The organism is Paenibacillus harenae (genome assembly GCF_030812415.1).
GTDB lineage: Bacteria > Bacillota > Bacilli > Paenibacillales > Paenibacillaceae > Pristimantibacillus > Pristimantibacillus harenae_A.
Map to the genome: position 1 here is coordinate 60,670 of NZ_JAUSST010000005.1, position 24,875 is coordinate 85,544.

Consider the following 24,875-nt stretch of genomic DNA (forward strand, 5'->3'; position numbering starts at 1 on the left):
TTTAGACTCCTCCTTTAGAATAAGGTTGTGGGCAAGAGAGAAAGACCATACAACCTTAAAGGAGCGAGTGAAAAATGAAAAAGAAAAACAAATTCATCATGATCGGCGCGGCGGTTGGTGCAATGACGCTATTTACGGCGACGGCTTTCGCGTATACTCCGAACACGGAAGGCTACGATGCGTTCAAAGCGGTGCTTAAAGCAAATCATACGTCGGGGGCTGCAATCGATAGCGCGTCGGTTAACGGAAACTTCACCGTTACGGTTGACGGCAAGACGGTGCTGAAGGCGGACGGCTCTTCGAAAATGGGGGAAGCAGGCGGCGAGCACAACGTCAGCGGCGACCTCGACTTCACGCTCATGGGTATCGAACGAAACGCCAGCTTTTACAGCAGTGGTGACGACAAGGTCTATCTCGTAGACCGGACGCATGATTTGCATTATCAGGTAATCAACCTTGACGATGAGCACGCCGGCGAACATCGCGAATGGTCGGGTGAGGAGGAACTCCAGGATCGCCCGATGAACAAAGCGGAAGAAGCGCTCCTCGATTTCATGGTCGGCGACCTGAAGGATAACTTCAGCGTGGTGAACCAAGCGGATGGCTCGAAGACGATTGCGGTCGACATCAGCAAGGAGGACATTCCGCTCCCGCTACGTTTGCTCATGGACGCTGCATCGGCTGAGGACAGGGTCGGGCGCGCACATGCGCCGGAAGCGTATGCGGAGTGGGAGCAACTCAAACAGCTTCCTTTCTTCCAAGGACTTGAGGGAATCGACTTGGAAGCGCAATTGCCGGAGTTGACGGAAGACGTTGCAATTGAACATGTGCGGCTGCAAATGACGGTCGATGCGAATAACGAGGTGCAAGGCGCGCAAGGCGAGCTTGAAGTGAGCGGCAAAGATGAGGCGGGCGTCACCCACCGCGTGGAGATAGAAGGAGCAGGCGACGTTAGCGGCGTCAATGCCACGACGCCGGATGCGTATGATCCTGCCGGCAAGTCCGTGGAAATGCTCGACGCGGCAATGCTCGACGACCGCAGCTAACACAGTTGACCTCGGGAGGACCATGCCAATGTTCGAAGTGAACGATCTGACGAAGGTCTACCCTGGCGGTCGCGGCATCCAAGGGCTGAACCTCACCGTGCATTCCGGTGAGGTTGTCGCCTTATTGGGGCCGAACGGCGCCGGGAAGACGACGGCGCTACAGGCAATGGCCGGCTGGCTCGGGACAGACAGAGGGAAAGCGTGCTGGAACGGCGCCTCCGTCGCCGACCGGCCCGATCTGACGAGGCCGCACATGGGCCTGATGATCGGAGAGCCGTCTCCGTACCTCTATCTCACGGGATATGACTATCTGAGATGCTACCATAAGCTATACCCGGGTGTCGATGAAGCGCGCATCCGGCAGACGCTGGAGCTCGTGGGCATGCTGAAGCAACGAGACCTGAAGATCAAGAAGTATTCCACCGGCATGAAGCAGCGGATTGAGCTTGCCAGCGTGCTGCTCCACCGGCCCAAACTGCTGCTGCTCGATGAGCCATTCTCGGGCATGGACATCGAGGGCAGACGGGAGATTGCGATGATGCTGCGCGGCCTCGTGGCCGACTCGGGGATGAGCGTCATCGTGTCGTCGCATCAGGTGCACGACATCGAGGACTGGATTACGCATGCTAGCATCATTTATGAAGGGCGGCATGTCCATACGGCGGGCATCGTGCAGATTCGAGAGTCGTTCGCCACCGTGGAGGGCTACTATTTGCATCATCTCGCACAGGAAAGGAGCAGGGCCGAATGATCGCGAAGATGAATAACCTCACCGCAGAGGAGCTGCGCAAGCTGTTCCGCGGAAGCAAGCTGAAGGTTCTGCTGCTGCTCTCCTTCATTATTGGTATTCTCTTCGTCTTTATCGGGGACCGTCTTGCGCTGGACGACAACCTCCCGCTGACGGCAATCGAGCTGCTGCTTACGGTCATGCTCCCTTTTTTCATGGGGGCGCTCGGCAGCGATCTTATGGTCGGCGAATGGAAGGGGATGATCAAGCATGCGCTGAAGCTGCCGATCAGCCGAGAGTTTCTCTTCATGGGGAAATTGTTCGCGGGCTTAATGGCCGGTGCTTTGATCGTACTGTGTATGTTCGTGCCGATATTCATTGGAAGCCTAGTTCTTCAAGGCGTGCCTGAGCCGTCCTCGCTTGGGGCGGGTATGGCGGAGCTTGGCGGCGCAATCCTGTTCAGCGGCTTGTTGCTAGTATTGACGAACAGCGTGTCCTTATGGGTGGGGAGCAGCGGTGTTGGGCTGGTGGTGAGCGTCGTGATGTGGATGGCGATGAGCATCGTTGGAATGCTTGAGCCGCAGCTGAATCGATTCTTCGTCACGAACTATGCGGATTGGCTGCAGCCGCTCCTGTATGGGGGGGATGCCAGTATGACGGTTTCGACGTTGCTATTTATGACAGCCTACTATATCATTGGCACTATATTGGGCTTGCTGGCCTTCCAAAGGAAAGAGTTCTGACATATGTCCATTCGATTGAAACTTATTTTAACGTATTTATTTGGCACTTTACTGACTGCGATTATCGTTGCGATGACCGGAATCGGACTCGTCACGGCGGTCCTCTCGTATCTCGCAAGCGGTATCGTGAAGGATCAATCTCCGCATGAAGCGTTCTATCGGGGCATCGATCTGTTCGTGGACCTGCGTTATGCGGAGAGGTACGCGCCGGAGGAGCTGACGTCCCCTGCGTTCGCAGCCTCCATTGGGAATCGGCTGCAGCCGTTCGGGGGCTTCCTTGTCGTCCGGCAAGGGGAGAGCTGGGAAAGCTACGGCGCGCTCAGCGAAGGGGAAGCGTTCCTGAAGCAGCTGCGGCAGGATGTGTCCACGGCTAGGCCGCACGCGGGCGACGTGTTCGTCGTGAGCGCGTGGGAGGAACGCGACTTGCTTTCGGTAGGATACGATTTCCCTGAGATCGACGATCCTTTAACCTATTACCTGGTCGCCGACATGACGGATGCAGGCTCCAAGACGAATCGTTTCGAGTTATTCTTGCTTCTCGGCATTGCGATTCTGATCGGTATCATTCTGGTCCCGCTGCTCTGGATTACGACGAGGGATATCGTGCGTCCGCTGCGACAGCTCGAACAGGGCTCCCGGCGTATTGCCGAAGGGGATTTGAACTTTCGTCTGGAATCCAAGGTACGCAACGAAGTGGGAAGCGTCATCCGCTCGTATGAGAAGATGCGGAGCGAGCTGCAGCGATCGATCGACGCTCAGCTTGCGTTGGAGGAGAACCGCAAGGAGCTGATCTCGAATATTTCGCATGATCTGAAGACGCCGCTGACCTCGATCAAGGGCTATGTGGAGGGGATTCGGGAAGGCATCGCGAACGATCCGGAGAAGCTGAAGAAGTATATTGACGTCATCTATACGAAGACGCTCGACATGGACCGAATGATCGACGATCTGTTCTTGTTGTCGAAGCTGGATCTCGAACAGGAGCGTTTCCACCTGGAGACGGTGCCGCTGGAGTCGTTCTATCGGCAGACGATGAGCGAGCTGCAAATGGAGTACGAGAGCGCGGGCGTGCGGCTGACGAGCGAATATGAGGCGGGGCAAGGCGATGTTGTGACGATGGATGTCCAAAAGATGAGGCGCGTCATGCTGAACATCGTCGGCAATTCGGTGAAATTCATGGACAAGAAGGAGCCCCATATCCACGTGTACTTCGGGCGGCAGTCGGAGGATTGGGTATTCGCGGTTACGGATAACGGCCCGGGGATGGGACCGAACGAACTGGAGCGGATTTTCGATCGTTTCTATCGCGCGGATGCGAACCGGAATCAGAACGTAGCCGGCTCCGGGTTAGGCCTTGCCATTGTGAAGCAAATTATCGCGAATCATGGCGGAACGATCCATGCGAGAAGCGAACTGGGACAGTTCATGACGGTGATGATTAGCATTCCGATGAAGCGGGATAGCAATGAAGCGAGGAGAGCGTAAGATGTCGAAACGGAAAGTGTTAATCGTTGAGGACGATCAAGCGATCGCCGAGCTGGAGCGGGACTTTCTCGAGGTACACGGCTATGAGGTGACCATACGGGCAGACGGCCGGCAAGCGCTTGAGGAGGCGCTGGAGCAAGAATACGATCTGATCATTCTGGACGTCATGCTGCCGGGCATGGACGGCTTTGATCTATTGCGACGGATACGGGAGACTAAATTTATTCCGGTGCTGATGGTATCCGCCCGCAAGGAGGATATCGACAAGATCCGAGGCTTGGGCCTAGGGGCGGATGATTATGTGACGAAGCCGTTCAGCCCAACGGAGCTCGTGGCGCGGGTGAAGGCGCATCTCGAACGATATGACCGATTGACCGGTGTCGCGGCAGGCACCACCCACTTGCAAGCCCGGAAGTCGCGTGAGCTGAACATTCGCGAACTATCGATCCAGGTCGATGCAAGACGGGTGACGCTGCGCGGGACGGAGGTTTCGATGACGGCAAAAGAGTTCGATCTGCTGCTATTCCTCGCGGAAAACCCGGATCGGGTATATTCCAAGGAGGCGCTGCTGGACAGGGTCTGGGGGATCGAGAATTATGGGGATTCCGCCACGGTCACGGTCCATGTAGGGAAGATCCGGGACAAGATCCAGAAGGACCCGTCGCAACACCAGTTTATCGAAACCGTATGGGGTGCGGGATATCGCTTCAAGGTGTAAATGCGCAAGCAGTCTCCGTGATTCGTGATGATTTTGAATGGGCTGACCACATGATTTTTAGATATATGACTAGAGAAACCACTCCATTGTCAGGAGTGGCTTTGTGTTTATATACTGATGTAAGTTTTATAGTCAAACTGTACTTTGTATTTAGATACATTACGGGGAACCGTGTCACAAGAATCAATTCTAATTTCTCACAAAGCTGATACAAATAACGGACGCCTTTCATTTGAAGTTGGATCATGCGATCCAAGTGGATTTAGTAGTCGGTAGAGATTTTTCTTATTTTATCGATATCGCCGACATTCAGCTCTCGAATAATCTCTTTGATCCCGTTTAGCGAGTATGTATAAACATACGAAGATGATTTGAGAGCATGAATAACGCGAATCTGACGAATATGGTTTTGATTTAAAATACGGTACTTGTTTTCGTTGTCACGGGGGATAGTGAGCAGCCCAACCTTTTCCCAATACCGGATCGTTGTCGTCGGAATTCCCGTTTCTTTCGATATCTCATTCATTGTTAGAGGTCCCTCTTGTGCAATTAGAGGCTCTTCTAAACTTTTCAATGTTTTCTCGGATATGATCTTCTCGTTATGCAAGGAGGATTGTACTTCGATAACGAGCCAAAAAGCAAAATTGACGCGATTGTTGTGAATGTTTTTCAGAACTTCTGCAGTTAATTGCAGCCCGAAACCATCCGCCATCGCCCGGCATTAATTCGGAGGACATTGGGAGAGTGTTCGACAAGGGTTTTACCGGAGCAACCGGCAGAAAACAATACAAATCTACAGGCATGGGGCTCTATCTGGCGAAACGGCTTGTGCAAAAACTAGGACATGAAATTGAAATTGAGTCGAAGGAAATGGGGTATACGCAAATTGCAATTCGTTTTTTGCGCAGCGATTAAGCCTAATCTCAAAAGCATATCTAAATTCCTTTAATTTATCAGTCAGTAGATACAAAGAAAGTTGCCATTAACAGGCTGCGTAATCCTGGCTGTCGGTAATTTCGCCTTATTGATGATACGTAGAACCTTACCATAAGTAGGGCGAAAAATTTGATTGGGAAGGCACGGGGACTATTGTTGTTATACGGAATAGAGTAATTTTGAATTCATTACGTAGGGCCCCTTACCCCAATACATAATTACGCAATACCAAATCAGTTTATTATCACGAGGAAAAGAGGTCAATTCCGATGGCAAAGTGGGATAACATGTTGTCCATGCTTTGGATGCTACGATCCGGAAGGAAGCTCACCGCCACTCAGATTGCGGACAGCTTGGAGATCAGCGTCCGCACCGTGTACCGGTATATCGACGCATTATGCGCCAGCGGTGTGCCGGTAGTCGCAGAATCGGGCCATGACGGTGGCTTTCGCATTCTAGAAAGCTTCAGGGAGGCGCCATTGTTCTTCGACTCTGTAGAGCTGAAGGCGCTTTTTGACGCGTTTAAGTTTACACAAGGCGCTGGCTATCCGTATGCGAAGGAGCTGGAAAGCGCGTTGAAGAAGGTGGAGAACAGGCTGCACAATGAGCAGCGTGATGATCTATCCCGCCAGACGGGAGGTTTGGATGTGATTTCTCCGGCGCGTCCGCCTTCCGTTGTTCCGTTGTTGCGGGACCTGGAGCAGGCGATTAATGACGGGCGAACGGTGCGTATCGTTTATCGCAAAGCGAATGCGGAGCAGGCCGATGAACGTGAAGTAGATCCTTACGGACTCGCTTACGACCAAAACGAATGGTACGCTGTCGCGTTCTGTCATCGGTCGCAGGCTTTTCGGACGTTCCGCGTAGACCGCATCGATCGGATGGAGCCGACCGAAGAACGGTTCGAAAAGCCGGAGCGTTTCTCCGCGTCCGCCTATTTCCGCGACCAGTCCGAGCTGGTACGGGAGGCGGGGGGACCGCTGACGGTCATCCGCATCGAGGGAGAGCCCGACACGCTGAACGCGGTTTGCGGCCACTGGCATATGCGCCATTATTTGACGGAACGTACCGATCGGGAGGCGCGGTTTCTGCTCGATGTCCCAACAATGAACAAGTACCTTCCGATGTATCTGATGACGATCGGCACGGCCATTCGCATTCGGGAGCCGTTGGAGCTGAAGCGTCGGGTCCAGGAGATGGCATCGGCAATCGCACAACATTACGATATTGGAACCGATTAAACTTCACTGAAGGTAACTGTCAGTGAAGTTGTTTATTATTAAGATAGAATACAAATCAAATCATGAAGGAGGAAACAAAACCAATGTCAACTTTTACAATGGAGCATATAAACCCGGACGGTTTATTCAGATCAGAAGCATTTAGTCAAGCGATTACCGTAACAGGAAGGGCAAAAACAATTTATATTGGCGGGCAAAATGCTATTCATTCAAAAGGTGAGCTGATTGGAGTTGACGATTTGGAGTTGCAGACAAAACAGGCGCTTCATAATGTCAAAACCATTTTAGCTGCTGAAAATGCGAGTTTCGCCGATCTGGTCAAACTCAATATCTATTTAGTTAGCGGAAGCGACCCGCTTATTGGTTACAAAGCGTTCCAAGAGATGGCTGGTTCAATAGATCATCCCCCATTGGTCACCGTGCTATTCGTTTCGGAATTTGCATCGCGTCCATCTTGCCTTCTTGAAATGGATGGAATTGCAGTCATTGAAGATAAGGACTAAGTTTGAATGGTCTATACGGCTCTGCTTCGCGGGATCAATGTCGGCGGAAACAATAAAGTAGATATGAAAATGCTTAAAAAATCTTTTGAGCAGGCTGGTATGAAAAACGTCGTTACCTATATCAATTCGGGTAATATCATTTTTACAACCACCGGCCACTCCAAATTGGATATAGCGCAAATTCTCGAAAAAGCGATTACGGATACCTTCGGTTTGCAAATCAAGGTGCTGGTAATCAGTTTAGAAGACATGAAAAATGTGATGTCCACGCTCCCCGAATCATGGATGAACAATGATAAATTGAGATGCGACGTCCTTTATTTATGGGAAGATATCAATGACTCTGCCGTTCTCGATAAGCTAAAATTCAAACCGGAGATCGAAACGGTGAAATATGCGCCAGGCGTGATTATATGGGCGATTGATAAAATAAACGTGACCAAAGGCAGCATGACAAAGTTGATTGGTACGGAATTGTATCGACAGATGACGATCAGGAATTTGAATACGACACGAAAAATATATCAGCTTATGCTGGCGGCAGACGAAGACGTAAATGATTTCACCTGCTCAGATCCCGATTAACTTCGCTGACATCCATTGTCAGCGAACCTGGTATACGATAGAGAAAAGCCTGAGGCAGTGGCAGCCAAACGATGGATAAAGGAAAGGTGGATCCCTATATGCTTAATCAATCGCAACAATTGTACGAATATCATGTTTGGGCGAATGACCAGCTGTTCACCCATCTGGAGCAGCTTCCGGAGGATGTGTTTCATGCGGAAGTGACGAGCGTGTTCCCGTCCGTGTCGCAAACGTTCGGGCATATGTATGTGTTTGAACAGCTCTATATGTACGTATTTGCGGAAGTTCCGAACGAGGACATTTTTCCGAAGATCCCGGGCTGGACAGAGAAAGCGCAGGTCAAAACCGTGGATGAGATGCGGCAGCTGTTCGCCGGCGTCGCCGAACAGTTTCGCGATTTGCTGCGGCGTACGCCCGACCCGGACAAGGCATTGACTATCGAGCATCCGAAGTACGGCCGTCTCGATACGCATTTCTCCGACATTCTACGGAATGTGGTCAACCATGGGACGTATCACCGGGGCAATGTGACCGCGATGCTGAGGCAACAAGGGTATGTCGGGGTCCCGACCGATTATATGTTTTATTTGATGGAACAACGGGAAGTTCAGCTATAAACCGATCGAAGTCAGCGGCGGCACGATTCAACCGATAACCTCACCGAAGCACCTTAGCGCAAACACGACCAGCACTGATACCGTCAACGTTGGTACTATCAAGAGGATCGAGATGGTTGAGTTGAGCTTCGATGTAAACGTAGCCTACAGCGTAGTGCCGATCTTATTCATACGTTAATGGAGCACGATCTCATCGATGAATATCATCTCATGATCCAACCGGTCGTACATGGGAGCGGAAAGCGCCTCTTCAAAGACGAAAGCTATACAAAAGCTTTAAAACTTGTTAATGCTCAAACGACCTCTACCGGTGTATCCATCCTTTCATATCAACCAGAGAAAACGAACTAAACCCTATCGTAACGAAAAAATGCCTCTAATCCATGTTCAGTGGTTTAGAGGCATTCTCATATAAGTGTCGAGCTAGAATTGTAGGTTGGTTGCGGGGGCAGGATTTGAACCTGCGGCCTTCGGGTTATGAGCCCGACGAGCTACCGGGCTGCTCCACCCCGCGATAGTATAACTAAGCAATTTGATCTTTAACGTTGGTCAGATCTTTTATACTACAGCAGTTCGAGCCAATATGCAAGCTTTTTAATGGGAGTACTTCTCGAGGGCTACTTTCGGAGGGGATGGATGTATCAACGGAGGTAGAAGGGGAATTTAAGTTTGCTAGGCAAAAGTATACACTGGCGGGATCCAATCGGGAAATGTTAACGCGTAAGAATTCGCGGTTGCAGTGATACGGTGAACCGTATCATAAGTGACGGCAAGTTTTTGGGGTGAAACATGTAAGAGCTTGTTAAAAACGTGTTGGCTGGCATGGGTTTGCGGTAGGTCACTTTTCCCCGAAACGTCCGCGTAGGTCCTCTTTTATGCGCTTTTTGGGGTTAGATGACGATGGTGTATTGGCGGGTAGCTTTTGCTTTCGAGAACTTTTGACTGTCCAGAATATACATTTAACAACCACGAATAAACAAATAAAATCCGATAGTCTATAATATGCTAAAAAATGGCTAGATAGTTAAGGTACGTTCTAACTGATCATGCATATAATTTAAATTGCATAGGAATGAAAGCGCTTACTGGAGTGGTTCTGTAAAAATAGAAACGAAAAAACTAATTAGGAGGCGATTGGAAAAGTATTGCAGCAGTTGTTTCTTATATTTTTTTCCAACCATATAAAAGGAAGAGGGTGCCATTTGATGTCAAATTTTACATTCAAGTCCTGCAAGTTATTAATGATGATCGCATTTGTTTTTATGTTTACAACCGTTTCTACAAGCTTGGGTTCCGTAGCATCTGCGGCTAATATGACATGGGATTTCACACAATATAACGCCACTCAAATTACTTCGGCAATGGGTGCAGGATGGAATCTAGGAAACGCATTAGATGCTAATATTAACGGTGTTCCTAGCGAAACAGCTTGGGGTAATCCAGTTATTACAAAAGCGTTAATTCAAAAGGTAAAAGCAGCAGGGTTTAGATCCATTCGGATCCCGGTTACGTACATGAAAAAAATCGGTCCTGCTCCGAATTACACCATCGATTCTGCGTATCTGGCCAGAGTGAAAGAAGTTGTCGATTATGCTTACAGCGAGGGCCTGTTTGTCATTCTCAATATTCACCATGATGGCGCTCACTCTACAACCCCCAATACCCCGTCAGATAATTGGTTGCTGCCGAATGCAAGCGATCAAAATACGATTCGAGACAAATTTAAAAAGGTTTGGCAGCAGATAGCCAATACATTCGTCGATTACAACGAGCATTTGGTCTTCGAATCGATGAACGAAGTTTTCGATGGGGTGACGTATGGCGGGACACAGCCTGACCTCACGATTTATTCAAACATTAATACATTGAATCAAATCTTTGTGGACACCGTGAGACTGACCGGCGGAAACAATGCGGCAAGATGGCTGTTGATTCCAGGTTGGAATACGAACATCGATTACACGGCAGGCAACAATGGTTATACTGGTTTTGTGCTTCCAACAGACTATAACAGATCAAGTACAGTTCCTAGCTCCGAAAAGAGAATCATGATTTCTGTACATTATTACGATCCTTACTTCTTCTGCCTAGTAGAAAACGAAGGCGCTACCCAATGGGGAGCAACAGCCGACCCTGCCAAAAAAGACTCTGGGGGACAGGAAGCCCACATGGAGTCACAATTCAAATCCATGTACGATAAGTTCGTAACACGAGGGTATGCTGTAGTCATCGGAGAATACGGTGCAATCGATAAATCGGCTAATGACTCGTCCAACAATACCTACCGTGCAATTTGGACAAAAGCAGTTGTCTCAACAGCGAAGAAGTATAGCTTAGTTCCCGTATGGTGGGATAATGGAGCCAATTTTGGATTGATTAACAGACATAACCTCACAATAACACAGCAAGGAATCATCGATGGCATCATGAGCGGAATAGGTAATTATTATAGGATCGTCAACCGCAATAGCGGCAAGGTTCTGGATGTAAATGGCTACTCAACTGCTGATGGTGCTGCTGTAAATCAGTATACGTATTCTGGCGGCTACAATCAGCAATGGGAATTGCTTAATGTCGGACTTAACAATTATGAACTCATAAATCGTAATAGCGGCAAGGTTCTGGAAATCGGGGGTTGGTCTTCTTCAGACGGAGCTACAGCTCAACAATGGACACATTCTGGTCTTGGCGGCTACAATCAACAGTGGCAGAAGATCGATGTAGGCGGTGGTTATTTCGAGCTTAAAAATGCTGCAAGCGGTAAGTATCTGGAAGTATTCGGTTGGTCTACTAATGATGGTGCAACAGTTGGTCAATGGTCATTAGGCAATCAGTATAATTTTAATCAGCAATGGCAGTTGGTTCAGATTAACTAAATAAAACCCGAATTCTAATCGGAAGCGAACTGTGAAACCGACTTTTCTTCCTTCAGAATTTCCAGCACGATATGGGGGCGTAAACTTCCTACTGCTGGTCGCCATACAACTAAGAAACTCCTTTTTTGCTATCTAATTTCTATGTAGCATTATAGAAATATAGGTATTGCGATAACGAAGATGATGGTTGAACATAGCCAGATTAAGAAAAGGGCCATCCCCATAAAGGATGGCCCTAAAACTTGCCGTTACAGCCATCGCGGTGAATCGTACCATAAGTAGGGGCAAGTTTTTGGGGTGAATCGTGCAGGAGTCTAAACCTCGCGCTCGTTCACTTGTTTGCTTGTATTTCTAAGAGAAGAAACTTGCTTCGCCGCTAAAGACGGCGTTAGCCTTTTCTTCTTGGGTCAACTGAACATTCGAATGGGAGGCGATCTTGTTGAACATGAAAGTTGAAGAAATTATTCGCGAAGTACCAGAGCTAAACAATGAATTCGTAAGTATTGAAAGTCTTAGAGGAGGGCTGAGTAATCAAACCTATAAGGTACAAACGAGAGAGCATACATACGTTCTGCGCATCAATAGCAGGCAAAATGAGTATTTGAATCTGACGCGACGCTCTGAAGTAGAAATGATGAAGAAGGCAAGCCGCGAGGGATTTGCTCCTCATGTCATTTCCAGTAATTTTCCGGAACAATTTGTAGTCACGGAATTTGTTGAAGGTCGAATGCTCGAGAAAGACGATCTGAAAGACGATCATATCAAAGGAATGATTATGGATCGCCTCATACGAATACATCGTATGGAAGGCCACGGCAGAATATGTACTCCTTACGATTTAATTCATGGATATTTGAAAGGCGCAGATCAGTTTCAAGTCAAGCAACCTGATGGATTAAACCGCTTGTTGCATCGAGTAGAGGAAATCATGCATTGGCGGAGTAATGACAAAGAATATAACAATAAATTCTGTCACAATGATACCTTTTTATGCAATATGATATATACAGGTCAACAGCTGCAAATCATTGATTGGGAGTTGTCGGGAGTCGGAGATGTGTTTTTCGAGTTGGCTCTCGTCCCGTTTACGAACCAGTTCAGTGAAACAGATGAGCGTGAATGGTTGAAGTTATACTTCGGCTATTTCGAGGAGGAAGCATTCCACATTCTGCAGGACATGAAATTCGTGTCGATGGTTCGAGAGGCCGCGTGGGGAATGTTTTACAGCGGACTTACAAAGGGTGAAAATCACCATGACTTTGATTACTACAAGCATGCCGAATATTGCATTCAGCGAATCGAACAAGGGATTTATCAATTATAATGGCATAAGAGCCCCATCCCACAAAGGATATCCTTAATACTTGCCGTTACAGACAGCGCGGTGAACCGTACCATAAGTAGGGGCATGTTTTTTCGGAAAATCACGCAACAGGTTTGTAAAGGTGTCTTGCCGGACACGGGCATAACAATAGACTTGGATGATAAGTATTAGAATAATCCAAATGAAAGAAAATGCGGCAGCCTGAGCTGCCGCTGTTTTTATTAAACGATTGCTTCCTGTTTATTAGGAACTGTGCTTGCTTTTTGCTACCTGGTCAACTTCAAAGCCTGCCATCGACCTTTGCAACTTCAACTTTTATTTCTTTTGGTAGAGTTGGATACATCGATAGAATAGTTTCGAGTTGGCTATCTCGTACTTCAGCTGGCATTTTTCCTTGTTTCACGGCTAATCCAGAGGTTGTATAGATTTTTTATAGGTCCCAGTAATATAATGGTAGATATGCTGTATATACTTGGAGCATTTTGTCATTTTCAGTATGTAAGTGACGAAAATGATCGAAAGAGAGGGGGAGAAAGTACTCAACAAGATCAACGGCCTGCACGCCCATTGCACTTACCCATACATCCGGAACTCCGATTTCGATGATGTAAAGGACCTCAGGGATCAAGCTGATAGCATATATCTATTGGCTTGAGTTATATCCGGCAGATATCCCGCAGTCGCCAATTAATTCGGAATTTCGTGAATGGAGGAGATTTTGCATTGAAACGAAAACGCAGTATAGGTAGGCCTGTGCTATCTTTTTGCCTAGCAATTATGCTTGTCTTACAGACATTTACATTCTCTGTTGCCACATATGCAGAGAGCACGGCCGAACCGTCGGTGACTGAGGCGGTGTACGATGAGCCAGCCACTTCCGTAGCGATGATGGCAGGCCCGGCGGACAAAACGGCGGTGCTCATGGGAGAGAATTCGTCCTTTCCGCTGGTAGTCACACAGGACGGGAATGTCGTAGAGACGAATAATGCCATTCACGGCAGAAAGCCCTTTTCCCTTAAGTCGACCGGCGTCAAGGTTCCGGTAAAGGGTGACGCCGCCGACCCTAACACGGTAGATGGCAGCACGGTCATTTTGTATGGCGACTGGGTGCTGTTGGATAAAGCGACCTACTTTCCGGAAGTGATTCTGCCGGAGGCCACCATGACGCTGATGGAAAAGTCGGGCTTCAAAATCGGAACCGCCTATTTCTCAGAAGCAGGCATCAGGGTGGTGTTTGACGGCGACGAACGCTTTTTCAACGGCCAGGGGAGCAACATCACCTTCAGCTTTGAATCCACCGCGAAGGCGGATGTGACGGGCATTAACTATGGCGACCAAAAGCCGATTAATATTTTCGGGGCGGGATACATACTCGATAACCCTGAACTCACGCCTGCGTACAGCATCACAAAGAGGTCCAACAGCAACGCTTCCGATAACAACTGGATCAATCAAGCGGATTTTGTAGAGGGTACAATCAAGTGGCAGGTGGATATTTCAGCCACGGATCTGTTTGACCCCACCATCCCGCAGCCGCTGGACGAGCTAAAGTTCTATGACGCGCTCGATCCGGTTCAGGTGGGCACCTATGTGGAGGGGTCCCTCGAGGTGAACGGCAGTGCGGCGACACCGGACAGCGGTACCGCGAACGCGCTGGCCTACACCTTTCCCGCGGGCTCCGGCGACAAGGCGGTTGTCACCTTCAAGACGTGGATTCCTAAGGCGAAGTATTACACGGAGTACAACACCGCTAGCGGGAACCAGACCGTCACCAATACCGCGGAGCTAAGGGACAAGTCAGGTAATAAGCTGCTTTCCTCGAATTCTTGGCGCGTCATCTTTAGGCCCGACTGGATTCAGAAGAGCGGCACACTGGACAAGCGGTCGAGTTCCGCAGACCCGCGTACCATTACATGGACGATTGATGTCAACAAGAATTACAGCAAGCAGGGTCTGAAAGACTCCACGATCACCGATGTTCTGCCGGCCGGACTTACCTGGAGATCCGCCGCATGGCAGTCGTGGGACAGTACCATAAATAACTGGTCAGCAACAACAACGCCGATTACCCCCGGCGCAAACGGTGTTTATTCGTTCGGTGAGATAAACGGTCCGATCAGGCTGGTCATTGTGTCCGAAATTACGGGCAGTACCACCAGCTTCCCAAATACGGCCATCGCCCAGTGGAAGTTGGATGTCAATACCGTACAGAACAATGATCAAGCAACTGTGAAAGATATTGCCACTGTCACCATTGGGGCCCATACCTTGACAAAGACCACGAGTACAGGTGATATCCTTGGTTTGGGCATATTGCCGTGGAAGGTTACCCTTACGCCTCAGGAGGCCCTTCCGGACGGTGCGGTATACGATCTGCTGGTGTATGGGGACGCGAGTTCCATCGACTTCACCAAGGTTACCGCCAGCCCGGCGATTGACCCTGGAATTCTGGATCAATTGAAGGGAAACAATGGGCCGAGATACTATCAGCGATTTCACTCCGGTTCCTTTCAGTCGAGTGACGGCTTAACGCATCAGGTGTACACGCTATTACAGGATGGGAAGCCTGTCGCCGACTTGCTTCAGGTCACCGGATACAATACCGATAGTCCCGCGTCCTTCACATTTAATTCCCTGATGACGCAGTGGCAGCACTTCGCGGGCAATAACTCTATTGCTCACTATAATCAGGCGTCCCTGTTTGAGGGTGCAGTCCGGACTCGTGATTCTAATCGGCCTTCTCATCAGGTCAATAGCGGTATGCTGGCCAAGCAGATGCTCTTTGCGTCAAAACCGGAAGGGACATCATTCATTCCTGGAAATGTCAATCATTATATCCGAGACGATGCTAACCAAGCATATACATTGGCAGCCTATGATCGGGTGACAAAGACGGTGACCTTCCGGCTGTCGGTCAATATGAACGGCCTGAAGACCGAGGAGATGGAAAAGCATGGCGGCAATCACGTTGCCAGCGATATCAACCTCGTCGATACCTTGCCCGAGGGCTGGGAGTTTGTGCCTTATTCGGAGGGGCAGGCTTTTGCGATTTACAAAGGAACCCGGGCAGAGTATGGAGCGACGGTTAGCGCGGGGACGCTTATTTCCGACCCAAGTGATCTCGTGAGCTTCTCGGCCGCAGGGAACATAGGCACCTTTTCTTTTACCAAGCTGGAAAGCCCTTATGTCATTCTGGTCAAGGCGAGACCCACCGTGGCGGCCCTGCGTCAATACTTTGAAACCGGCGAAGCAAAACATGAGGTGACGAACACCGCCGATATGAAAATCACATGGGGGGATGAGCCCTCCACAGTCAAAGACAGTCTTAAGGTCATTGTCCCCATGCAGACGCTGGGTAAATCGGTGACCAAGCCGAACCCTGGCGTGCTGGAGTGGACGGTCAATTACACCCCGCCCTACGAGATGAAGGACGGCGTGTATCTCCAGGACACACTTGGCGAAGGGCTGGCGCTCCGTAATGACGAGAATGGGAATCTCTCGCTACGACGCCCTGACATGGCGGTGTACCGCGCCAAGTTGACGCCGAGCGGCGGGCTGACGAGGGATGGAGAGGCGCTGGATTTGACCGGCCCCGACCCCGAGGTCAAGGTTGAAGCCATCACGGAGAACGGCGTAACACGGCTGATCTTCCGCATGGCGGATCCGAACCAGCTCTACCAGATCGTGTATCAGACCGAGGTCACCGAATTGCCTAGCAGCGGAAAGGCAGGCAACGAGATTAAGCTTATGGGCGATGATACCCTGACGAACATCAGCGCCAAAAGCGAATACGCGGTCGACAACAGTGACATAGGCGGCAGCGCGGAAACCCAAGGCAAGCTGGATCTGATCAAGATCGATCCGAAAGGCAAGCCGCTGAGCGGCGTAAAATTCACGCTGTATGAACCCGACGGCGTAACAGAAGTCACCGGCGGAACTACAGGTGCGGACGGCAAGCTTAGCTTGTTTACCAAAGCGGGACTTTACGTGCTCAAGCAAACCTATATTGACGAGATCACCTATTTGCCGACCACGACAGTTTATCAAGTGCGTGTGGCGTCCACTCCTTTTAATCCCATCTGGGTGGATGGGGTAGAGGTAACCAGCGCCAAACCGCTGGTTGTGCCAACCCCTGTGTGGGTGCCAGGCGATTTGAGGCTGGACACGGCGGTAGAGGGGAACGGTGCGGACCCGAACAAGGAATTCGAATATACGATTACTTTCAGCAACGGCAAGTCTTATGCCTATACTGGCGCAATAAGCGGTACCGTGGCTAGCGGCGGAACCGTTAAGCTGAAAGGCAGCCAGGCGATCACCATCAAGGATATCCCGGACGGCATCGCCTACACCGTCGTCCAAAAGGATTACACGGGCGAGGGCTACTCTACCAATCCGGAGAACCTGACGCGAACCGGCAGCATTGTGGCGAATGTAACAGTCGAAGCGAAGTTCGTCAATGCCAAGTATCTCCCCGGCAAGCTGACGATCGGAAAGACGGTCACAGGCAATGGCGGGGATAAGAACAAGGCGTTCGAGTTCACCGTTACTTTAGGCGGTGCGGGTGCGGGCAAGACGTATACCTATACGACATCGGGCGGTACGACGGGAATTATCGGGTCCGGCGGCAAGATCTCTCTTAAGCATGGGGAAACCGCCGTCATCGATGGGATTCCAAAGGATACGACTTATACCGTCACCGAAGCGGATTACGCGAATGACGGCTACATGGCCACTTGGCCGAACTGGACGACTACCGGCACCATTGCCGAGGAAGGCGACCATAGAGCAGAGGTCGTCAACACGCGGATGGTGTACGGCGGTCTGCTGATCGGCGAGTCGGTAGTCGGCACCGGGGCGGACAAGAATAAGGAATTTGCGTTTTCTGTCCAATTCCTGGACGCCGATATAGATGAGGCGTACTCCTACACGAGGTCGGACAGCACGCAAGGAACGATCAGATCCGGAGAGACAATAACCCTTAAGCATGGGGAAACCGTCGCCGTTGAAGGCATTCCGAGCGGTGATCGCTTTATCGTCACCCAGACCGATTATTCGGGCGAAGGTTACACCGTCGATCCGGTTAATCGGACACATAGCGGCACGATCATGGAGAAGCAGATTGAAGAAGCCCGATTCGTCAATGCGAGATATCTCCCCGGCAAGCTGACGCTGACGGCGGATCCCGCGGTCGTTCCCGGCAACGGTGAGACGCCTTCGCGGTTGACGGCTACGTTGACCGATTATGAAGGCAAGCCGGTTGCGAACCAAGATGTCGTCTTCATCCTGCCGGATCAATCGGAAGTCACGGCCAATACCGATGAGCAAGGAAAAGCGATCATTCCTTATACACCGCCGAAGCTGGGCGCAACAACGCCTGAGGACCACCACATCACAGCCAAGGTGGATAGTCTGACGGAAGGAAAATTGACCGCCGCCACGACGGTAACCGCCGTACCGGCGGCAATCACCGGGGTGCTGCGCGACAACACAACGGGCGAAGTGATCCCGAATGCGACCGTTGTAATCACCGACGAAACGAATGGCGAGAAGCACACGATCACGACCGACGCCGCCGGCGCGTACTTCCTCCCTGTGGCGTATGGTGGCGACTATACGATCAGCTTTACGAAAAAGATCAAAATCAATGGCATTGACGAGTCGATTACTTTCACGCAAAAAGCGGAGGTTGACAGCAATGTGAAGGGCGGAGAGCTGGTTCCGGCAGACATAACGGCTGTAGGCGTCGTGCTCTTGAAGCAGCCTGAAGGGCAGTCTTCGCTGCTGAACGGCGCGCTCGCCGGCAAGATGCGCATTTATTTGCAGGATGCAAGCGGCCAATATATTGTGGATCAGAACGGCACTCCGAAAGCATTCAGCTTGCAGCCAAACGGTACATTCTCCGTGAATGGTTTATCCGCGGAGAACTACAAGATGGAAGTGCGTTACGAAGTTGCGCCGGGCATTGAACTGACGGTCATTCGGAATGCGGAACTGAACGTGAAGGCGAACGGAGAATTGAATATTTCTCAGGAGCTCGTTGACCCGTACGGCATTATTACGGATGAAAAGACCGGTGCAACGATCGAAGGCGCAGAAGTGACGCTATACTATGCGGATACGCCGAATAACAGGGCGAACAACATCGTGCCGGGCACGAAAGTAACGTTGCCTGCGATTCCGGGCTTTGCGCCGAACGATAACGCCAGCCCAAGCCAGAACAGCGATGCAAACGGCGCATATGCGTACATGGTGTTCCCGAACACGGATTATTATCTGGTTGTAACGAAAGCCGGGTATAAAACGTATACGAGCACCATCATCTCGGTTGGAAGCGACATCGTACGCTATGATGTGCAGATGAAGCCGGTAAGTTCCGGCGGAACTGGCCCTGTGAACCCCGGGCCTGACCCCGTGAACCCTGGGCCTGACCCTGTGAACCCTGGGCCTGGCCCCGTGAACCCTGGGCCTGACCCCGTGAACCCCGGGCCTGACCCCGTGAACCCTGGGCCTGACCCCGTGAACCCTGGGCCTGACCCCGTGAACCCTGGGCCTGACCCCGTGAATCCTGGGCCTGACCCCGTGAACCCTGGGCCTGACCCCGTTAATCCCGAACCTGGCAATCCCGGGCCCGGCGACAACAACAACGGAATCGGCAACGTAGACAACGAGCTGGACGATGTTCCGAAGACAGGAGATAACAGCACATCGCCAATCTTCTATATGGCTTTGGCGCTGATGTCTTTGATTACGATTGGATTCTGTCTACAGGGCGGCAAGAAGAAAAGGAACATACAGTAACCGGAAAGGCGGTAAGAAATGAGTAAAATCAAAAAAATTCTTATCGCCGTTTCCTCCCTTCTGCTGGTATTTTCTCTCGTTACTGTTGCGAGAACTCTCTTGCAGGATTATGATGAGCAACAGAAAATCGAAGAGTTGGCCAAAGTATGGGAGGAAGAGTCGCACAAAGGCGTAGGGGAGGCACTGTCCTCCCCTACGATCACGAATGCGCATGAGCCGGTCATGCTTCCCGAATTTCGAGAGCTATACGAGAGAAACCCGGACATCGTCGGTTGGCTGAAGATTGACGGTACCCGAATTGAGTACCCGATTATGCTGAACCTGCAGGATGCGGAGTACTATCTCAATCATGATTTCGATAAAAAGAAAAGCAAAAGCGGTCTCCCCTTTTTGGACGCGCATAGCCGGATCAACGGTTCGGACATTTTGTTGATTCACGGGCATCACATGAAAAGCGGCACGATGTTTGCAGATTTGTTGGAGTATAAAAAAGAAAGCTTTTATAAGGAGCATGCTACGTTCCGGTTCAGCACGCTTTACGAAAAGGAAGAGTATGAGATTGTTGCCGTCATTCTGTCAAAGGTTTATCGCAAATCGGACGACGTGTTTAAATATTACCAGATTGAGAAGGCAAGTACGCCCGCCGAGTTCGATTCGTATGTTCAGAACATCAAAAAACTCGCGCTTTACGACACGGGAGTGACAGCCCGGTATGGCGACAAGCTTATTGTACTGTCTACGTGCGAATACTCGACCGAAAACGGACGGTTAGCGGTGGTCGCCCGAAAAACGTAAATGACGATGATGAAACACGGAGTCTAGTTGCTTCATATCGCGTTCTCCCTTGGAGGACGCGATTTTTTTGAATAGGTTACCTTTTGACGCAACTTATTTGTGCACAAATAGTTGCGATGCGAAGTTGCTTATATTTTATACTTTGGTCGAGAAGAGGGGATTAGATGGATTGGCTTGAGCGGATGAACCGGGCGATGGACTATATCGAATTGAACTTGGCTGGGGAGATTGAACTGAGTGAAGTTGCACGTAGAGCTTGCTGTTCATCTCATCAGTTTCAGAGGATGTTCTCCTTCATTACCAATGTAACGCTGGCGGAGTATATTCGACGCCGAAAGCTTACCCTTGCCGCACTTGAATTGCAGAACAGCGAGTCGGCGAGAGTGATCGATATTGCCATGAAATACGGCTACGAATCCCCGGTTTCTTTCGCGCGAGCTTTTCAATCGCTTCATGGGGTCACGCCGGCAATGGCTCGCCAAGTCGGAATTGCTCTTAAAGCCTATCCACGACTCTCCTTCCTGATTACGATCAAAGGAGTCGATGCGATGAATTACCGCATTGAAACGAAGGAATCATTCGAGGTATTCGGCATGGAACGAGTTTTTCGTAGCGATGAAGGCGGTGATGGATCGGACACGCCGGCACAATTCTGGCAACAATGCCATGCCAATGGCGAAGTAGAGAGACTTGCTGCCAATGCTGGCGACTTGCCCCGTTTTGTGAGCCCTGATTCATACAAGGTGCATGGAATTTGCAGTTACAAAGATACGGAAAATGATACTTTCCCGTATATGCTGTGTGCCTTTAAGAGCGAAACGAGTAACACGAACGGATATTCTACTGTAAGAATCCCTGCACAAACATGGGTAATCTTTCCTTCTGGACCAATTGCTTGGGATGCGTTCGGTGGAACCATTGAGACGTTGTACCGACGATTTTATACGGAATGGCTCCCAACGTCGGGCTATGAGCAGGTAAATGGAATGGAAATGGAAGTTTACGGCGAAATAGCAGGGCTTCATTCCGTTGAACTATGGTTCCCCGTAAGGAAAATCTAAAGCACGTTAACGATAAGGGAGATGGAATGATGCTGAGAAAATTCAACCCCCCAGGAATGGTTTCTTCGAACATTTATCACCATGGAGTTGAGGTTACGTCTTTCCAGCGTATGCTGTTCGTCTCAGGCCAAGTAGGTGTAGGTCCGGATGGAATTCCCGGCAAGGATATTCAGCAACAAACGGAGTTGGCGATCGGCAATTTATACAAAGTCCTAGCCGGCGCGGATATGGATGCAATCGATATCGTAAAATCCACAATCTATTTAACGGATGAAAATCTGCTCGGTGCCTTCATGGAGGCTGGCGCTGGGTTCTTGCCTACCCCTCCCCCGGCGACGACGTTAGTTATTGTCAAAGCTTTGGCTTCGCCGGATTTGCTCATCGAGATCGAAGCCATCGCGGCGAAGTGATGTTCTGCTACTCCTTTTATGTCCAGGTAACGGGGAAGAAAGTGCCGATAGACCCGTTAAGCTGAACCGTATCATAAGCGAGGCGAAATTTTTAGCCTTAACCGCTTGCCGGGCGCGGAAAGCTCTCCCGGTGGGAGAGTGGGCTTGAGGGTATAAAGTCTTGAAATACAGTTTGATATCGATCAGATGCGTTAATATAAAAGGCATGGAACACCTTTGAGTAGGGGTTTCATGCCTTTCCTTTTAAGTTTAAACGTTCCTTTGGATTTGTTGCGCTTCCAAATCGTCTAGTCGCCGTGGGATGGTTGCTTGTCATTTACGCTCCAGATTAAGCGGTCTTCCTTCCGCTCCGATATGACCTCATTCTCAATATCCTTCTTTAACTGCCCAAGCCAATTCTGTTCGGCTTCGAGTAAAGCCAGGGAATATTCTTGTTCGATAACAAAAAGTCGGTCGATTCCCATTGTTAGAGCAGCTTCCATTGAAGAACGGGTGTCCTGAATTTGCTTGGAAAGCGTTTCGGTCCGTTCCTTCAAAAGGTCAAGTGTGTTCTGGGGCGTCAAATGAGCTATAAAAGAAAGCCCTGCCGCAAATTGAGGATATTCTTTCACGGGTGTTCGCAATAAGGAACGCAACCAATCGAAAAACTCCTCCTTTCCTGCAACTGTAGGTTCATAGATCGTCCGCTCGGGATGCTTTCCCTCTCGATTCGTTCCTATCGGCTGAATCAGATTGTTCTTCAATAAAGTTTCGATAACGGCGTAAAGCGAACCCGTGTTCAATTTGATGCTGTCGGAAATACCTCGTTGACGCATCGTAACCCCGATTTCATAAGGATGCATGGGTCGTTCATGCAGCAGGGATAAGATGGCCAGAGCCAGCAGATTACTCCGTTTTGGTTTGGGCATGCTACTCCAGCTCCTTTCTGACTAATAACAGTGCTGTTAAATAGACTCCATCAAGTATAGCCCATTTTGATTATTTTGAGAAATAGTAGTTGACTTCGTTTAGTTTAAACAATATAGTCTAAATAAACTAGTCAACTGAAAATATTCGAAAGGAAGATGACATATGGAAAATGCAAGCAATCGGCCTAATAAAGCATTGATTATTGGCTGTGGGATCGCGGGACCCGCTACGGCACTTTTTCTCAAGAGGGCGGGGATCGACTCCGTTATCTACGAAGCGGACGAACAAATTGATGATTATGCCGGATTGTTCCTCAATTTGGCGCGTAACGGACTACAAGTTCTGAAGGAATTGGGATTAGACGAACAAATCCGACAGGAGGGCATTGAGCTGCATACGATGAAGATGCTTAACGGGAAGGGCAAGCTACTCGGTCATGTAGGCCAAACGTCGGGAGAACCCCAGGGCTACACGATTAAGAGGGGGATTCTGCACAAGGTGCTGCGCGAGGAAGCGCTGCGGCAAGGAATATCGATCGAATATGGCAAGAAGCTGAAGGGCATCGAAAGGAATGAGCCTGATCGCGTTAAGGTTTCTTTCGAGGATGGAACAGTTGTATCAGGGGATATGCTGATTGGTTGTGACGGTATTCATTCCCGTGTGCGGAGGATTGTCATGCCGAGTGCACCTGCCCCCTCTTACACAGGCTTAATAAGCTTCGGAGGGTTTCTGCACAGTAATACGATTCCTTATGAACGCGGTATTCAGACTATGGTCTTCGGAAAACGCGCGTTTTTCGGTTATTTGGTCAGGAACTCTAAAGAGGTATACTGGTTCGGTAATATGAACTATCCCGGACAGCCGTCTCGGCGGGAGCTGCAGAGCATCCCCCAAGCGGAGTGGCTCAGAACAATAAATGGACTATACGCCAATGATATCGCGCCGCTCCCGGAAATCGTGCGTTCGACAAAGGAAGAGATCGGTGTATTCCCGATCTACGATATGCCGCCGATACCCGTTTGGCATGATAAGTCCGTTGTTTTGCTTGGGGACGCCGTCCATGCAACATCGCCCAACGCTGGACAGGGCGTGTCGTTAGCGCTTGAGGACGCAATCGTGCTGGCTAGATGCATTCGGGACATCCCGGATGTGCAGCTGGCATTCTCCGAGTTTCAGAAATTTCGCCGCGACAGGGTGGAACGGATTGTGCAGTATTCCAGGAGGATCGGACAACGCAAACATGCGACCAACCCGGTGCAGGTATTTTTCCGCGATTTGATGCTGCCGTTGTTCCTGAAATCGGCAAATAAGGACTCACATGGATGGATGTACGATTATAAAGTCGATTGGAGTGAGAAGGCTGCGCTATGAAAAATAATATGGCATTTTTGACATTGTTTATCACCGTCATGCTGTTTGGTGTGCTGAATGGAGGAGGCTTATTCGAGGAAATCGTGGTTACTCCTGTTTGGAGCGCATCACCACCCACATCTTTTGCTTTAATTCAAGAACCAAACGGCCTCTCCTTAACCAGTTTTTGGATTCCTTTTCATATCGCTGCCAATATTTTTCTCGTTATTGCATTGGTACTCAATTGGCAGAATCGAATAAGGAGAAATTACCTTTTGACTGTATTGGCAATTTATCTGGTTATACGGGTAGCAACTTTTGCTTATTTTGCTCCTGAGATTATCGCATTTGAGAACACGCCTGCACAAGGGCTTTATTCTCCGGAACTTGAAGCTCGTGCTGAACTATGGACCATCCGCAGCTGGTTCCGAACGATTGGTGAAATCGGAATTAATATTCTGCTTATACTAGCCATCATTCAACCAGGAAAAGGAGATAAGCATGTGACATAAAAAGAACAACTAGAATATATAAAAGCCCAGCCCAGCTAATTGTTCAGCGATTGTAAACGGAATAACTGTTTCAGCCATTCGAAGAGGGTACCCAATTGGGTACCTTCTAATTTCGCTATAGCGATGATACGCAGAACCGTATCATAAGTAAGACGGTCAGCCCGGCTTCCTGGCCTTTCAACTTCTATAAGAGTGGTAACGCTTGGGAAATATTAATCATGATGCACTTGACATTACTA

20 protein-coding genes, 1 tRNA gene and 1 pseudogene are annotated in these 24,875 nt (G+C 49.7%); 19 read left to right on the plus strand and 3 right to left on the minus strand.

All coding sequences use genetic code 11. From position 1 onward, the window contains the following. Positions 1–74: 74 nt before the first annotated feature. Genes J2T14_RS18410 through J2T14_RS18430 form a run of 5 tightly spaced genes read left to right on the plus strand, consistent with a single transcriptional unit; the run spans position 75 to position 4,719 of the window. The gene (locus tag J2T14_RS18410; RefSeq protein WP_307473041.1) at positions 75–1,046 is read left to right on the plus strand and encodes a hypothetical protein; all 972 of its coding nucleotides are present in this window, start codon (positions 75–77) and stop codon (positions 1,044–1,046) included. A 28-nt stretch (positions 1,047–1,074) separates the two neighbouring features. Next, entirely contained in the window at positions 1,075–1,797 is a 723-nt protein-coding gene (locus tag J2T14_RS18415) for an ABC transporter ATP-binding protein (RefSeq protein ID WP_307473042.1), read from the plus strand. Further along, positions 1,794–2,516, plus strand: a complete 723-nt coding sequence (locus tag J2T14_RS18420; RefSeq protein WP_307473044.1) for an ABC transporter permease — start codon at positions 1,794–1,796, stop codon at positions 2,514–2,516. Before J2T14_RS18415 ends, J2T14_RS18420 begins: the two co-directional genes overlap by 4 nt. A 3-nt stretch (positions 2,517–2,519) precedes the next feature. Next, entirely contained in the window at positions 2,520–4,001 is a 1,482-nt protein-coding gene (locus J2T14_RS18425) for a sensor histidine kinase (protein WP_307473047.1), read from the plus strand. Position 4,002: 1 nt separating this feature from the next. Further along, on the plus strand, positions 4,003–4,719 hold the full coding sequence (locus J2T14_RS18430) for a response regulator transcription factor (RefSeq protein ID WP_307473049.1): 717 nt from the start codon (positions 4,003–4,005) through the stop codon (positions 4,717–4,719). Between the two features lie 262 nt (positions 4,720–4,981). Here J2T14_RS18430 and J2T14_RS18435 read toward each other — a convergent pair whose 3' ends face one another. Then, positions 4,982–5,245, minus strand: a complete 264-nt coding sequence (locus tag J2T14_RS18435) for a MerR family transcriptional regulator (protein ID WP_307473051.1) — start codon at positions 5,243–5,245, stop codon at positions 4,982–4,984. A 194-nt stretch (positions 5,246–5,439) separates the two neighbouring features. On the opposite strand from J2T14_RS18435, the gene J2T14_RS18440 reads away from it, so the two are divergent. The 6 genes and pseudogenes from J2T14_RS18440 to J2T14_RS18465 form a co-directional block, all read left to right on the plus strand. After that, the gene (locus J2T14_RS18440) at positions 5,440–5,634 is read left to right on the plus strand and encodes an ATP-binding protein (protein WP_444939713.1); all 195 of its coding nucleotides are present in this window, start codon (positions 5,440–5,442) and stop codon (positions 5,632–5,634) included. Positions 5,635–5,924: 290 nt separating this feature from the next. Next, positions 5,925–6,896 (plus strand): helix-turn-helix transcriptional regulator, encoded by a 972-nt coding sequence (locus J2T14_RS18445; protein ID WP_307473053.1) that lies wholly within the window; start codon positions 5,925–5,927, stop codon positions 6,894–6,896. A gap of 83 nt (positions 6,897–6,979) precedes the next feature. Next, positions 6,980–7,399: a RidA family protein gene (locus J2T14_RS18450; protein ID WP_307473055.1), complete on the plus strand. Its 420-nt coding sequence runs from the start codon at positions 6,980–6,982 to the stop codon at positions 7,397–7,399. Positions 7,400–7,405: 6 nt separating this feature from the next. Beyond that, complete coding sequence (locus J2T14_RS18455) at positions 7,406–7,984, plus strand: DUF1697 domain-containing protein (RefSeq protein WP_307473057.1); 579 nt, start codon at positions 7,406–7,408, stop codon at positions 7,982–7,984. A 98-nt stretch (positions 7,985–8,082) separates the two neighbouring features. Further along, positions 8,083–8,601 (plus strand): DinB family protein, encoded by a 519-nt coding sequence (locus tag J2T14_RS18460; RefSeq protein ID WP_307473059.1) that lies wholly within the window; start codon positions 8,083–8,085, stop codon positions 8,599–8,601. 153 nt (positions 8,602–8,754) lie between these two features. Next, a pseudogene (locus tag J2T14_RS18465) lies at positions 8,755–8,952 on the plus strand (dihydrofolate reductase family protein); the annotation flags it as partial. An 86-nt stretch (positions 8,953–9,038) separates the two neighbouring features. On the opposite strand, the gene J2T14_RS18470 reads toward J2T14_RS18465, so the two are convergent. Continuing rightward, positions 9,039–9,115, minus strand: a tRNA-Met gene (locus tag J2T14_RS18470). 691 nt (positions 9,116–9,806) lie between these two features. Here J2T14_RS18470 and J2T14_RS18475 point away from each other — a divergent pair. From J2T14_RS18475 to J2T14_RS18500, 6 genes are all read left to right on the plus strand, one after another. Further along, positions 9,807–11,477: a cellulase family glycosylhydrolase gene (locus J2T14_RS18475; protein WP_307473061.1), complete on the plus strand. Its 1,671-nt coding sequence runs from the start codon at positions 9,807–9,809 to the stop codon at positions 11,475–11,477. Positions 11,478–11,922: 445 nt separating this feature from the next. Continuing rightward, entirely contained in the window at positions 11,923–12,801 is an 879-nt protein-coding gene (locus tag J2T14_RS18480) for a phosphotransferase (protein ID WP_307473825.1), read from the plus strand. A gap of 855 nt (positions 12,802–13,656) precedes the next feature. Then, complete coding sequence (locus J2T14_RS18485; protein WP_307473063.1) at positions 13,657–19,599, plus strand: DUF7601 domain-containing protein; 5,943 nt, start codon at positions 13,657–13,659, stop codon at positions 19,597–19,599. An 18-nt stretch (positions 19,600–19,617) separates the two neighbouring features. Next, positions 19,618–20,394 (plus strand): class B sortase, encoded by a 777-nt coding sequence (gene srtB, locus J2T14_RS18490; RefSeq protein ID WP_307473066.1) that lies wholly within the window; start codon positions 19,618–19,620, stop codon positions 20,392–20,394. A 164-nt stretch (positions 20,395–20,558) separates the two neighbouring features. Next, positions 20,559–21,455, plus strand: a complete 897-nt coding sequence (locus tag J2T14_RS18495) for an AraC family transcriptional regulator (protein WP_307473067.1) — start codon at positions 20,559–20,561, stop codon at positions 21,453–21,455. Between the two features lie 26 nt (positions 21,456–21,481). Further along, on the plus strand, positions 21,482–21,865 hold the full coding sequence (locus tag J2T14_RS18500; RefSeq protein ID WP_307473069.1) for a RidA family protein: 384 nt from the start codon (positions 21,482–21,484) through the stop codon (positions 21,863–21,865). 287 nt (positions 21,866–22,152) lie between these two features. On the opposite strand, the gene J2T14_RS18505 is transcribed toward J2T14_RS18500, so the two are convergent. Beyond that, on the minus strand, positions 22,153–22,773 hold the full coding sequence (locus tag J2T14_RS18505) for a PadR family transcriptional regulator (RefSeq protein ID WP_307473071.1): 621 nt from the start codon (positions 22,771–22,773) through the stop codon (positions 22,153–22,155). A gap of 163 nt (positions 22,774–22,936) precedes the next feature. Here J2T14_RS18505 and J2T14_RS18510 point away from each other — a divergent pair, with 163 nt between their 5' ends. Both J2T14_RS18510 and J2T14_RS18515 read left to right on the plus strand, forming a co-directional pair. Beyond that, the gene (locus J2T14_RS18510) at positions 22,937–24,145 is read left to right on the plus strand and encodes an FAD-dependent oxidoreductase (RefSeq protein WP_307473073.1); all 1,209 of its coding nucleotides are present in this window, start codon (positions 22,937–22,939) and stop codon (positions 24,143–24,145) included. Next, positions 24,142–24,636 carry a hypothetical protein gene (locus tag J2T14_RS18515; protein WP_307473075.1) on the plus strand — a complete coding sequence of 165 codons (495 nt, stop codon included), beginning with the start codon at positions 24,142–24,144 and terminating at the stop codon, positions 24,634–24,636. The genes J2T14_RS18510 and J2T14_RS18515 overlap by 4 nt, the downstream gene beginning before the upstream one ends. Positions 24,637–24,875: the final 239 nt, after the last annotated feature.

What these genes read in the sequence shown, in the direction of transcription:
- J2T14_RS18515 (WP_307473075.1), top strand. Translation starts at nt 24,142, where the DNA reads ATGAAAAATAATATGGCATTTTTGACATTGTTTATCACCGTCATGCTG.
- J2T14_RS18455 (WP_307473057.1), top strand. Translation starts at nt 7,406, where the DNA reads ATGGTCTATACGGCTCTGCTTCGCGGGATCAATGTCGGCGGAAACAAT.
- J2T14_RS18450 (WP_307473055.1), top strand. Translation starts at nt 6,980, where the DNA reads ATGTCAACTTTTACAATGGAGCATATAAACCCGGACGGTTTATTCAGA.
- J2T14_RS18425 (WP_307473047.1), top strand. Translation starts at nt 2,520, where the DNA reads ATGTCCATTCGATTGAAACTTATTTTAACGTATTTATTTGGCACTTTA.
- J2T14_RS18410 (WP_307473041.1), top strand. Translation starts at nt 75, where the DNA reads ATGAAAAAGAAAAACAAATTCATCATGATCGGCGCGGCGGTTGGTGCA.
- J2T14_RS18435 (WP_307473051.1), bottom strand. Translation starts at nt 5,245, where the DNA reads ATGAATGAGATATCGAAAGAAACGGGAATTCCGACGACAACGATCCGG.
- J2T14_RS18430 (WP_307473049.1), top strand. Translation starts at nt 4,003, where the DNA reads ATGTCGAAACGGAAAGTGTTAATCGTTGAGGACGATCAAGCGATCGCC.
- J2T14_RS18495 (WP_307473067.1), top strand. Translation starts at nt 20,559, where the DNA reads ATGGATTGGCTTGAGCGGATGAACCGGGCGATGGACTATATCGAATTG.
- J2T14_RS18420 (WP_307473044.1), top strand. Translation starts at nt 1,794, where the DNA reads ATGATCGCGAAGATGAATAACCTCACCGCAGAGGAGCTGCGCAAGCTG.
- J2T14_RS18475 (WP_307473061.1), top strand. Translation starts at nt 9,807, where the DNA reads ATGTCAAATTTTACATTCAAGTCCTGCAAGTTATTAATGATGATCGCA.
- srtB (WP_307473066.1), top strand. Translation starts at nt 19,618, where the DNA reads ATGAGTAAAATCAAAAAAATTCTTATCGCCGTTTCCTCCCTTCTGCTG.
- J2T14_RS18445 (WP_307473053.1), top strand. Translation starts at nt 5,925, where the DNA reads ATGGCAAAGTGGGATAACATGTTGTCCATGCTTTGGATGCTACGATCC.
- J2T14_RS18505 (WP_307473071.1), bottom strand. Translation starts at nt 22,773, where the DNA reads ATGCCCAAACCAAAACGGAGTAATCTGCTGGCTCTGGCCATCTTATCC.
- J2T14_RS18460 (WP_307473059.1), top strand. Translation starts at nt 8,083, where the DNA reads ATGCTTAATCAATCGCAACAATTGTACGAATATCATGTTTGGGCGAAT.
- J2T14_RS18480 (WP_307473825.1), top strand. Translation starts at nt 11,923, where the DNA reads ATGAAAGTTGAAGAAATTATTCGCGAAGTACCAGAGCTAAACAATGAA.
- J2T14_RS18510 (WP_307473073.1), top strand. Translation starts at nt 22,937, where the DNA reads ATGGAAAATGCAAGCAATCGGCCTAATAAAGCATTGATTATTGGCTGT.
- J2T14_RS18415 (WP_307473042.1), top strand. Translation starts at nt 1,075, where the DNA reads ATGTTCGAAGTGAACGATCTGACGAAGGTCTACCCTGGCGGTCGCGGC.
- J2T14_RS18500 (WP_307473069.1), top strand. Translation starts at nt 21,482, where the DNA reads ATGATGCTGAGAAAATTCAACCCCCCAGGAATGGTTTCTTCGAACATT.